13 protein-coding genes and 1 tRNA gene are annotated in these 11,107 nt (G+C 55.8%); 8 read left to right on the top strand and 6 right to left on the bottom strand.

Translation table 11 applies throughout. The features are described from left to right. Window positions 1–55: 55 nt before the first annotated feature. The 5 genes from R2A130_RS02840 (at window position 56) to queA (ending at window position 3,501) form a co-directional block, all read left to right on the top strand. Window positions 56–670, top strand: a complete 615-nt coding sequence (locus tag R2A130_RS02840; protein ID WP_009463460.1) for a LysE family translocator — start codon at window positions 56–58, stop codon at window positions 668–670. Between the two features lie 43 nt (window positions 671–713). Further along, window positions 714–1,205, top strand: a complete 492-nt coding sequence (gene coaD, locus R2A130_RS02835; RefSeq protein WP_009463458.1) for a pantetheine-phosphate adenylyltransferase — start codon at window positions 714–716, stop codon at window positions 1,203–1,205. A gap of 37 nt (window positions 1,206–1,242) precedes the next feature. Further along, complete coding sequence (locus R2A130_RS02830) at window positions 1,243–1,782, top strand: peptidylprolyl isomerase (protein WP_009463456.1); 540 nt, start codon at window positions 1,243–1,245, stop codon at window positions 1,780–1,782. Window positions 1,783–1,824: 42 nt separating this feature from the next. Then, a complete protein-coding gene (locus tag R2A130_RS02825; RefSeq protein ID WP_009463454.1) occupies window positions 1,825–2,298 on the top strand; it encodes a peptidylprolyl isomerase in 474 nt (157 codons plus the stop codon). Between the two features lie 87 nt (window positions 2,299–2,385). After that, window positions 2,386–3,501, top strand: coding sequence for a tRNA preQ1(34) S-adenosylmethionine ribosyltransferase-isomerase QueA (gene queA, locus R2A130_RS02820; protein ID WP_009463452.1), 1,116 nt, complete (start codon window positions 2,386–2,388; stop codon window positions 3,499–3,501). 11 nt (window positions 3,502–3,512) lie between these two features. Here the strand turns inward: queA and R2A130_RS17360 are convergent, their stop codons facing one another. Further along, window positions 3,513–4,289, bottom strand: coding sequence for a L,D-transpeptidase (locus R2A130_RS17360; RefSeq protein WP_247869230.1), 777 nt, complete (start codon window positions 4,287–4,289; stop codon window positions 3,513–3,515). A gap of 233 nt (window positions 4,290–4,522) precedes the next feature. On the opposite strand from R2A130_RS17360, the gene R2A130_RS02810 reads away from it, so the two are divergent. Then, window positions 4,523–4,972, top strand: a complete 450-nt coding sequence (locus R2A130_RS02810) for a DUF4864 domain-containing protein (protein ID WP_009463448.1) — start codon at window positions 4,523–4,525, stop codon at window positions 4,970–4,972. 6 nt (window positions 4,973–4,978) lie between these two features. Here the strand turns inward: R2A130_RS02810 and tgt are convergent, their stop codons facing one another. Both tgt and R2A130_RS02800 read right to left on the bottom strand, forming a co-directional pair. Then, window positions 4,979–6,136 (bottom strand): tRNA guanosine(34) transglycosylase Tgt, encoded by a 1,158-nt coding sequence (tgt, locus tag R2A130_RS02805; RefSeq protein WP_009463446.1) that lies wholly within the window; start codon window positions 6,134–6,136, stop codon window positions 4,979–4,981. A gap of 27 nt (window positions 6,137–6,163) precedes the next feature. Then, window positions 6,164–6,239, bottom strand: a tRNA-Lys gene (locus tag R2A130_RS02800). A 232-nt stretch (window positions 6,240–6,471) separates the two neighbouring features. Here R2A130_RS02800 and R2A130_RS02790 point away from each other — a divergent pair. Continuing rightward, on the top strand, window positions 6,472–7,218 hold the full coding sequence (locus tag R2A130_RS02790) for a cytochrome c biogenesis CcdA family protein (protein WP_009463444.1): 747 nt from the start codon (window positions 6,472–6,474) through the stop codon (window positions 7,216–7,218). Between the two features lie 23 nt (window positions 7,219–7,241). Here the strand turns inward: R2A130_RS02790 and R2A130_RS02785 are convergent, their stop codons facing one another. The 3 genes from R2A130_RS02785 to R2A130_RS02775 form a co-directional block, all read right to left on the bottom strand. Continuing rightward, the gene (locus R2A130_RS02785) at window positions 7,242–7,805 is read right to left on the bottom strand and encodes a DUF922 domain-containing protein (protein ID WP_040304586.1); all 564 of its coding nucleotides are present in this window, start codon (window positions 7,803–7,805) and stop codon (window positions 7,242–7,244) included. A 160-nt stretch (window positions 7,806–7,965) separates the two neighbouring features. Continuing rightward, window positions 7,966–8,559 carry a DUF922 domain-containing protein gene (locus R2A130_RS02780; protein ID WP_009463440.1) on the bottom strand — a complete coding sequence of 198 codons (594 nt, stop codon included), beginning with the start codon at window positions 8,557–8,559 and terminating at the stop codon, window positions 7,966–7,968. A gap of 79 nt (window positions 8,560–8,638) precedes the next feature. Further along, a complete protein-coding gene (locus R2A130_RS02775) occupies window positions 8,639–9,847 on the bottom strand; it encodes an MFS transporter (RefSeq protein WP_009463438.1) in 1,209 nt (402 codons plus the stop codon). A 117-nt stretch (window positions 9,848–9,964) separates the two neighbouring features. Between R2A130_RS02775 and R2A130_RS02770 the strand changes: the two genes are divergently transcribed. Then, window positions 9,965–11,086: a pyridoxal phosphate-dependent aminotransferase gene (locus R2A130_RS02770; RefSeq protein WP_040304583.1), complete on the top strand. Its 1,122-nt coding sequence runs from the start codon at window positions 9,965–9,967 to the stop codon at window positions 11,084–11,086. The last annotated feature ends 21 nt before the right edge of the window (window positions 11,087–11,107 follow it).

Below are 11,107 nucleotides of genomic sequence, written 5' to 3'. Positions count from 1 at the left end.
CGAGCGTTTGATTTTGATCAAGCGGGCGAGAGCGCCTAATAATGGATTTGGATGAATGATCGACACACCCAGCCTGCTAACATTCGTTATCGCCAGTATCGCAATTCTCGTCGTGCCCGGACCAACCGTCACCGTAATTGTGGCCAATAGCCTCCGCAATGGAACGCGGGCAGGGCTGTTGAACATCGCTGGCACCCAAGCAGGTCTCATCATCCTGCTTGTTTTGCTGGGTTTAGGGTTGGAGGCCATCACTCAAACGGTGGCTTGGGCGTTTGATTGGCTGCGTCTGATTGGTGCAGGATATCTGATTTGGCTCGGCATCAAACTGCTGCGCAGTAATGGCGATCTGGGCATGCCTGACGTTAAGTCACGCAGCGATACGAGCTATTTTGTGCAGGGCTTCATTGTGATTTTGTCCAACCCAAAAGTGCTGTTTTTCTTCGGCGCCTTCCTTCCGCAGTTCATTGATCCAGCTGGCTCAACCTTCTTACAAACAATGGGTTACGGCCTTTTGTTCATGGTCTTGGCGACTTTGCTGGACACTGCTTACGCCCTTGCTGCTGGACGTGCTGGTTCGCTGCTTTCGCGTCGCAACGTTCGTGGGGTAGAAATAGCCGGTGGCTCATTGATGATCGGTGGCGGCCTGTGGCTTGCAGCCCAACAGCGATAGGGCCTCGGTTGCATCAATCAGACAGAGTCTTTAGCGAAAGCCTATGACAGGCAAGGCATTTTATCCCGGATCATTCGATCCCTTCACGCTCGGCCATCGCGACGTGTTGCGCGCTGCTTTGCGCTTAAGCGAGACTGTGGTCGTGGCGATTGGTCGGCACTCGTCCAAGGCGGGTATGTTGAGCCACGACGAACGGCGCGAATTGATTGAAGCCAGCCTAACTGCTGAAGAAGTGTCACGTATCGAAGTCGTGACGTTCGATGATCTTGCCACGGAAGCTGCTGTTCGCCATGGCTGCACGACAATGGTTCGCGGGCTGCGTGACGGCACCGATCTCAACTACGAAATGCAACTGGCTGGAATGAATGGACAACTCCGGCCTGAGGTTCAGACCGTTTTTGTGCCTTCAACTCCGGCAACCCGCCACATCACCGCCACTCTGGTTCGTCAGGTGGCTGCAATGGGTGGTAATGTTGCCCCCTTCGTGCCGGAACCGGTGGCCCAGCGCCTCGTTGCCCAACACAAAAAGATTTAGGCGAGCGAACCGCCGCCGATACCTCAGGAGAGCCAATATGAAACTTGCTGCTGCCCTTGCTTTGGGCCTGAGCATGACCGTGTCGTTCGCGGCTATCGCTGCTGATAAGGCCAACACCCTCATCATGCAGTTGAAGGATGGTCCTGTTACCATCGAGCTTTTGCCGGATGTGGCACCAAAACACGTTGAGCGCCTGAAGACGCTCGCTAACAAGGGCTTCTACGACGGTTTGAAGTTTCACCGCGTCATTCCGGGCTTTATGGCCCAGACCGGCGACCCGCGCGGCGATGGCACTGGCGGTTCCGATTTGCCGGACGTTCCAGCCGAATTTTCGTCGGTTCCGTTCAAGCGCGGTGTGGTCGGCATGGCGCGTTCGCAGAACCCGAACAGCGCAAACTCGCAGTTCTTCATCATGTTCGATGATGGCGAGTTCCTGAACAACCAATACACCGTCTTTGGACGTGTGACCGATGGCATGGGCAACGTCGATGCGATCAAAAAAGGCACCAGCGCCAACAACGGCTCGGTCTCGAACCCAGACACTATCGTGAAAATGCGGACCGCCGACCAAGGCTAATGCATCTCGCGAATTCATTTCAAAATCTCAAAGGACTGCAGCATGGCTGACATCAAAGACCCCGAAAACACACTCATTCTCGACACCACTAAGGGTGAAGTCGTGATTGAGCTTCTGACCGAAGAGGCGCCAGAACATGCCGCGCGCATTAAGGAATTGGCCCGCGAGAATTTCTACGACGGCATCATTTTCCATCGCGTGATCGATGGTTTCATGGCTCAAGGCGGTGACCCAACAGGCAGCGGCATGGGCGGTTCCAAGAAGCCGGACCTGAAGGCTGAATTCAACGACACGAAACACGTGCGCGGCGTTTGCTCCATGGCGCGTTCGCAGAACCCCAATAGCGCGAACTCGCAGTTCTTCATCTGCTTTGATGATGCGACCTTCCTCGACAAGCAGTACACCGCTTGGGGCCGCGTGATCGAAGGCATGGAGAACGTCGATGAGTTCTCGCGTGGCGAGCCACCGAAGAACCCCGACAGCATCACGACCATGAAAGTGGCTGCTGACGCGTAAGCTAGCGGCTCGAATATCTGGGCGCTGCGGGCGAAAGCCTGTGGCGCCTTTTTTTGTTGAAGGTCTGGTTTTGTTGAGGAGACGGTCGTGAAAATCGACGCATTTGATTTTGAGCTGCCGGAGGAGCGGATAGCTCTCCGTCCGGTCAATCCGCGCGATTCAGCAAAATTGCTTACCATCAACGCGGGACGTGACGGTGAACTGGCGGATCGTGTTGTGAACGAGTTGGCTGAGCTGCTGTCGCCCGGCGATGCATTGGTCTTCAATGACACCAAGGTTATTCCGGCTCAATTGGAAGGCATTCGGCGTCGTGAAGATGTTGAGGCGCGTGTTGGGCTGACACTTCATATGGAAGAAGCGCCGGATACGTGGCGTGCTTTTGTCCGGGGTGCCAAAAAGCTGAAATTGGGCGAATTGGTCGAGTTCGGTGGCGCGGATTTCACGGCTGAAGTGCTCGAAAAGGGCGACGCTGGCGAGATCGTGTTTCGGTTCAACAGATCCGGCCAAGCCTTGCGGGACGCGTTGGCCAAACGCGGGCATATACCTTTGCCGCCTTATATCGCGCTCAAACGAGGCGAAGACGAGCGGGACCGCAGCGATTATCAAACTATATATGCCCGCGACGAAGGCGCAGTTGCAGCCCCAACCGCTGGCCTACACTTTACCGACGAGCTTATGGCTAAGCTCGACGCGCGTGGCATCGAGCGGCACTTCGTGACCTTGCACGTCGGTGCAGGCACGTTCTTGCCCGTGAAAGTGGACGATACAGATGACCATGTGATGCACAGCGAACGCGGCATTGTTACACAAGAGACAGCAGATGCGCTCGCGCGGGTTCGATCTCGTGGCGGCAAAGTCGTCGCTGTCGGTACGACCTCATTACGACTGCTGGAAAGCGCGGCACAGGAAACTGGGAAAGTCACGGCTTGGCAGGGCGCAACGGATATTTTCATCCAACCCGGTTATAATTTCCTAGCCGTCGATGCGCTGATGACAAATTTCCATTTGCCGAAATCTACGCTTTTTATGCTGGTGTCGGCATTTGCTGGCTTGGATACGATGCGCAGAGCTTACGAACACGCGATTGAAAACCAATACCGCTTTTACAGCTATGGTGACTCGTCGCTGCTTTTCCCCGCATTAAGCGCTGAAACAAAAATAGGCGACACCTCTTTCGAAGTGCCGCCTACAAAAGCTCGATAATTCGCGGCTTGCTAGCGCACGATCACTTTCACGTTGCGCCCAACATTGGCGTAGAGATGCTGGATGTCTTCGTTACGCAGCCGTACACAGCCGCTTGAAGAGGCGGTGCCGATGGAAGCGGGATTGTTAGTACCGTGGATGCGGTACAGCGTGTCGCGCTTGCCCTGATAGAGATAGAGCGCAGCCGCACCCAATGGATTTGCAGGGCCGCCTGGCTGGCCGTTGCGCCATTTTGCCAGATGCGGTTTGCGCTTGATCATGGAAGCCGGTGGCGTCCAGGTCGGCCATTTGGCCTTACGTTTGATGCGGGCGCTGCCTTTCCAGCCAAAACCGGCTTTACCCACCGCCACGCCATAGCGCATTGCGCGGCCGTTGCCGAGCACATGGTAGAGATGCTTGCTGCCAGTATCGACGATGATAGTACCTGCTTTTTCGCGCGTTCTGTAGCGAACGGCTGTGCGCTGATAGAGTTTCGCACGAGCCGCACGGCGCTTTTGGGCCTTCGCCGTTCGCTGTCTCGACTGCTTGATCCGACGTGCTTTCGCGCGTCTTGCACGGTCACGTGAACGAGCGCGTTCACGCTGCTTGGCGCGTTTCTTTGCACGGGCTTTCCAACGCTCACGAAGAGTTTTCTGTTGGGCAACATTGATCACCAAACCATCAGCGTCGATTAGTTCAGTAAAATCGGGCTGGCTTGTGTTGGGCGCGATGACACGCGCTTGGGCAGGCAGGGCAAAAAGCAGCAACGCGGTCAGCATTGCTGCGATTACGACGGGTATTTTACGCATAAATAATTCTCGTTCGGCAGGCTCCATTGCCCCCACTTTGCCGTCACATCGGCCCTAACTTCAACGAGCCTTGGTGATTCTTCTGCTATCGACAGTCAGGTAATTGCGGACCTGTTGCTGGAATATCGCGGCTAGAGCGAGCCCATAGGTCGCGTGGACATACTACGCTGAAACCAGCCATGCTTTTGCGACGTTACTCCGATAACCAACTGCGGGCACGCGAGGAGACTACAATGGCTTTAACTTCAACTCTTCCCAAGGCAATTGCGCTAGCGATTTCGCTTTCATTGCCGATTGTTGCGGTATCGACTGCGGCGCCTGCTTTCGCGCAAAGTGTGAGTTTTGAAAGTGCAGAAACCGTTATTGGTGGGCAGATGCGTGCGTTCAGGGCGCGTAAGCACGATGAAGCGTTTGGATACGCTTCGCCCAATATCCGTAAAATGTTCGGAAACACAGACCGTTTTGTTGGCATGGTCAAAAGTGGCTATAGCGTTATTTACGGTGCGCAGAGCTGGACTTTCGGGCGCAATCGCCTTGAAGGCAAAGTCATGTATCAGGAAGTCGACATCATTGGACCTGATGGCTTTGCGTACGCAGCTTTATACACGCTGGAAAAGCAGGCGGATGGCACTTGGCGCATTGCCGGTGTGCAGGTCCGCAAGGGCGCTGCTGTCGCTACCTAGAAACGGCTACAGCGCAGCTATATCGCCTTTGGCCCAACCGTCTTGGGTTTCGGCCATGTAATCCGCGTAACGGCCCTGTTCGATTGCGTCACGCGCTCCAGCCATTAGCTGTTGGTAATAGGCAAGATTGCTCCAAGTCAGCAGCATTCCACCCAACGCTTCGTTGGCACGCATGAGGTGGTGAATATAGGCGCGGCTGTAGTCGCGCGCAGCCGGGCAGTCAGATTGTTCGTCTAGTGGACGATGATCTTCCGCGTGGCGGGCATTGCGCAGGTTCAATTTTCCGAAGCGGGTGTAAGCCGTGGCATGGCGACCCGCGCGGGTTGGCATTACGCAATCGAACATATCGACGCCCCGCGCGATGGACTTTAGCAAATCGTCCGGTGTGCCAACGCCCATCAGGTAACGCGGTTTTTCTGAAGGCAGTTCAGGGCATACCGTCTCCAGCATCCGCAGCATTGTTTCCTGCGGTTCGCCTACCGCAAGGCCGCCGATGGAATAGCCCTTCATGTCCATTGCACGAAGTGCGCGGGCTGATTCGACACGAAGTGCTTCATCATCGCCGCCCTGCACGATACCGAACATAGCGCGGGCGCTGTGATCCGATTGTGTTTTGAAGGCTGTGTGGCTGCGTTCTGCCCAACGCAATGAAAGCTGCATCGCACGTTCTATTTCATCGCGAGACGCGGGCAGGGCGATGCATTCGTCGAGTTGCATCTGAATATCGCTGTCGAGCAGTGCCTGAATTTCGATAGAGCGTTCAGGAGTTAACTCGTATTTTGCGCCGTCGATATGGCTTTTGAAGGTCACACCCTGTTCGCTCATCTTACGCAGATTGGCGAGCGACATGACCTGAAACCCGCCTGAATCGGTGAGGATCGGGTGGGGCCAGCGGGCAAACTCGTGCAAACCGCCAAGCTTTGCCACGCGCTCTGCGCCGGGGCGCAGCATCAGGTGGTACGTGTTGCCGAGAATCACGTCTGCGCCCAGGTCGCGAACCTGATCCATATACATGGCCTTCACCGTGCCTGCGGTTCCTACGGGCATATATGCGGGCGTGCGGATCGAGCCACGAGGCATCGACAAAGTGCCGCGACGTGCTTCGCCATCGGTGTTGTGAACGGCAAACTGGAACGTCGCCGATGTCTCGTCGCGCTCGCTCATATCGTTCGGCTCTGGCTAAATGGAAAATGGTGAGCCCACACGGACTCGAACCGTGGACATCCTCATTAAAAGTGAGGCGCTCTACCAACTGAGCTATGGGCTCTCCGGCGCGTTTCCGCAGCGGATGGCGATGCAATATGCAAAGGTTCTTCAAGCGTCAACCAGCACGTGCCAACGTGGTTGAAAAAGTCGCGCATCCGACAACTTTTTATCAAGATGACATTGCACGGACATCGGGCACAGACATTGCTAACGAGAAGGTGACATATTGTGGAGTGCCCGATGCCGCCATTTTGTGGCACCGCTGTCCTAACCTGTGATCCGATAAGCTGCTGATGACTTCTGAACTCACCCTTCTTGGCACCCTGTTTGCAGGACTGCTGTCGTTTCTGTCGCCGTGTGTGCTGCCACTTGTGCCGCCATACCTGACTTATCTTGCCGGTTCGTCGCTCGATGAGCTGACCGGGGAGCAGGACAGCCGTACCATTCGCAACCGCGCTTTGGGCAATGCGGCGTTTTTTGTTCTGGGTTTCACCTGTGTATTCGTGGCGCTTGGCGCTGGTGCTTCCACGTTCTCGCAGGTCATCCGGCAGAATCAGGACGTGCTGTCGACGATTGCAGGTGTGGTCATCATCGCCATGGGGCTTCATTTCCTCGGCGTGTTCAGATTCGCGTTGATGTATCGCGAAGCCCGCGTGCAGGTCAGCCCGGAACTCACCCGCAGCGCGACAGCCGCTGGTGCATTCGTAATGGGGTTGGCTTTCGCGTTTGGCTGGACGCCCTGCATCGGACCAATTCTCGGCGTGATTCTCGGCATGGCAAGCACCAGCGATACTGTGGGTGAGGGCGCTTTTATGCTGGGTGTCTACTCGTTGGGCCTCGGCATACCGTTCATGCTTGCCGCGCTGTTTGCAGGCCCGTTCCTGCGGTTCCTGCAGAGGTTCCGGCGGCATTTGGGGTTGGTGGAAAAGGCTATGGGCCTGCTGCTCGTGCTAACAGGCATCGCATTCCTAACCGGCGGAATGCAGACCATGGCGTTCTGGTTGCTGGAAACGTTCCCTGCGCTGCAACAACTCGGCTGACGAGTTTCCAGCGGCTTCGCTGATTAGCGCAACGTATAGAGGCGGGTCATGCGGCTGTAGTTTCGCTTGTCGCGGGCATCGAACAGGTTATTACGTTCACTATCCTGCTCGCTTAACCGATCAACCAGTTTCGCAGCGCGACGGTCCAATTGGCGGCACGTCTTGGAGCGGGGTAGCTTGCGCAGGCCGCGATGCACCTTTTGTGCGAATTCCTTGTAGTAACGACCATGCACGCGCTCGTGCTTGACCAGCAGGTTCGACATTTGCCGCCAGCGTTTACGGTGCCGCTTCGTGACACCTTTGGTGCTCGACAGCTTTGGCAGCGTGTATGTGATTTTCAACGCGACCTTCGCATTGATGATGCGACAACCCTTTGACGTTTTGCGGCGAACGAGTTGATACGTCACATCGCGCGAAGCCGTCGCCCACGCACGTTTGCGGTGCTGAAGAGAAAATGGGCCTTTGCGGCTCATGGATTTAGCGAAGTCAGAGGGTGTTTTGCCGGAAATACGGTAGTATTTCGTGCTTTCCTTGATCTTCAGCCCTTTGGCGGCATGGGCAGGAGCCGAAATGCTGACTGCAGCCATAATCGACGTGCCTAGGCAGATTGCGACAAGCCGTTTGAAACCCGAAAATACCACGCTACTTGCCCATCACCTTTGCCACGCCTGCGCCAACTGTAGCGCGACAATACTAACTGAATAGCCCAAGGCCAGCGTTTGTAATCTTATTGCGGCAATCGGGCCACTAGGTGCCGCGCTTTAACATCCGCGAGTTGCGCTGTTTAGCGACCAAGCCTGCAATGCGCGTCTGTTCATCAGCGTCAAATTTTTGCTGCATCGCGTGGTGCGTTTCCAACTCGCGATCGACGATTGCCATACCGCGCTTGCGCACATCGGCACAGTCCGGCCCCGGCTCAAGCTCTTTCAACTGCTCTTCGATTCGTTTGGCGAATGCGAATGCGATACGCACGTGAACGGCCTCATGCAGGCGCGTATAGGCGTCCATATTGTCCCAAGCAGCCGCCAGCTCACCCTTGGCTTTCGCGCGGCCAGTCCATTTGGGAAGTGTGACTTTCGCATCCACCGTTACATTGGCCGAGCGAATGGCACATTGGTTCTGCGTAGGTTTGAAGCGAATCTGCGGAATGATTTTGATGCGCGCCACTGCAACAGCGTGGCGTCCGCCGGTCAATTTCGGGCCTTTGCGGAGGATTTCCCGATCCAAATCAGCGGTGCTGTTGCCCTTGATCGAATAATAATCGACCGAAACACGGTTCTCGGAAACCGACTGGCAGCCAGCGAGAAGGATAAGGCCGGTAATGGCTAGCAAGCGTCGCATCACGGCCCTTTCTCGTTCTCATCGCCGCATCTGATGCGAATGTTATCGTTTCTGCAAGTAACAGCTACGTGCAGTATCGCTATCCGGTTCCTGCTTTCGCGCCGATCCACTCGTAACCCGGTACCGGCTCTTTCGGCACAAGAAACGCGAGACCTAGTGAAGCCAAGGCCATCGCAGTTCCGCACAAAAACACAGCCGCCGGACTGGTAAGCCACAGGATGCCAAAGCCTACCGGAATGAAAACGGCGGCAATGTGATTGATGGTGAAAGCGACACCCGTTGTGCCCGCAATATCGGCAGGGTCTGCGATCTTTTGAAAATAGGTTTTCTTGGCAATCTCCATCGCGAAGAAGGCGTGGTCGATGATGTAGAGTGCAATCGCGATCATCGGATCGGTGACGAAGGCGTAGGCGGTGAACACCATGGCCAAGCCTGCATATTGCACGATCATCGCATTGCGATCACCGATGCGGCCGATGAACTGGCCCAACAATGGTGCGGAAATCATCATCACCAGCGCGTTGGCAAAGAACAGGCCTGCCACATCAGCAAAGCTGTAGTCGAAGCGTTCGACCATCATCCAACTGGCGAAGACGAGAAAGATTTGACGTCTCGCGCCTGCCAAAAACGTTATAGCGTAGTAAAGCCAGTAGCGCTTTCGCACGATCAGGGATTTTGTTTGCGCGGTTGCCTCTGGATAGGTCGGCCAAGCTGCAACCATGAAAGCTACAAACGCCAGCGTAACGACACCCGCCGCTGCAAACATGACAGTGTAGCTGACCGCGAACACGTTTCCGATGCCGAAAATCGCACCGTAAGCAGCAAGCTGCGCTAATGAACCAACTCCCAGAATACGGCCCATGGTTTTTGCCGCCGTCGCCTTGGGAAGCCATTGCAGGCTGAGCGATTGATGCATCGTCTCGTAGTAGTGAAACCCTACGGACCCGATGAAGGTGGTGATGTAGAAGCCCATATGGCTTGGAAACACGCCTGTTGCGGCGGTTCCCAAAGCCAATAGTGCCAGCGATACCATAGCAAAAGTTTGCTCACGGATGGCCAACAGGAAGAACACCGCGGCGAATGAGAGAAACCCCGGTATTTCACGGATAGACTGCTGCAGCCCGATTTCCTTGCCGGTGAAACCCAGCACCTCGAATGCAAAGTTGTATTGCAGTGCGGACCATGAGGCGAAGGACAGCTGCATCGCTGCCGCCATCACCATCAACAAAACCGCAGGTGTGCGCCAGCGCGATGTTGGCATTGAAAGGTCTGGCGCTTGAACGGTCATTCCTTTCCATATGCCTCGCTATTGAGGCGGGCAATGGCTCTGGCGGCCAACACATGATTGCCAGCACGAGGAGCTTGGCGGTACCTTACAAAAAAGCAGCCCGCGATTGCCGACATCATGCCCCGTTTCACACCACTAGCCGCTGATCTTCCATCGACTGTTCCCTTTGTCGGGCCTGAAAATACCGAACGGGCACGCGGCCGCAGCTTCCGTGCGCGGCTGGGTGCGAATGAAAACGTGTTTGGACCTTCCCCCAAAGCCATTGAGGCCATGCAGAAATGCGCGGCTGAAGAGGCATGGTGCTATGGCGACCCGGAAAGTTTCGCGCTGCGTGACGCGATTGCAGAACACCACAACGTTGGCGTCGAAAACGTTGTGGTGGGCGAGGGGATCGACGGCCTGCTCGGTACGTTGACGCGCTTGCTGGTTCAACCCGGCACGCCGGTGGTCACGTCGCTTGGCGCTTATCCTACGTTCAATTTTCAGGTCGCAGCATGCGGGGGCGCCTTACACGCAGTTCCTTATCGCGATTGGTATGAAGACCCTGATGCACTGGCAGCAAAGACGTTGGAAACCAACGCGCCGCTGACCTATCTGGTCAATCCCGACAACCCGATGGGTACGTTTCACCAGCCAGCGGTAATCACGAAGCTTGTGGACCAACTGCCGGATGACGGTTTGCTGTGCCTCGACGAAGCCTATTGCGAGTTTGCGCCGCAAGACGAGTTGCTTCCAATAGACGTCAGCAACACCAAACTCATTCGTTTGCGAACATTCTCCAAAGCCTACGGTATGGCGGGCGCGCGGATGGCATATGCCATCGGTCACGCGGATCTCATCGGTGCATTCAACAAGGTGAGAAACCATTTTGGCGTGAACCGTATCGGGCAGGCCGGTGCTCTTGCAGCCTTGGGTGACCGAGACTGGCTCACACACTGCGTTTCACAAATTGCTGACGCCAACGCCCGATTGGCCGACATTGCGCGTGACAACGGACTAGCACCATTGGGTTCGCACGCTAATTTTGTTGCCATGGACACGGGCCGCGACGGAGCATTTTCCAAAGCGGTGGTGGAGGCGTTTGCTGCGCGGGACATTTTCATTCGTATGCCCGGCGTTGCGCCTCTGAACCGACATATCCGCATTTCTGCTGGAACTGAGCATGATCTGGATATCATTGCAGAAGCGATGCCTGCGGTTCTTGAAGAAGCAGACCGCGCAACATCGTCCGGCGCCTGAACTTCCACTGCTTGAACCTGA

It is taken from the genome of Ahrensia sp. R2A130 (genome assembly GCF_000179775.1).
Classification (GTDB): domain Bacteria; phylum Pseudomonadota; class Alphaproteobacteria; order Rhizobiales; family Rhizobiaceae; genus Pseudahrensia.
This window is presented reverse-complemented; position numbering and strand designations above follow the sequence as displayed.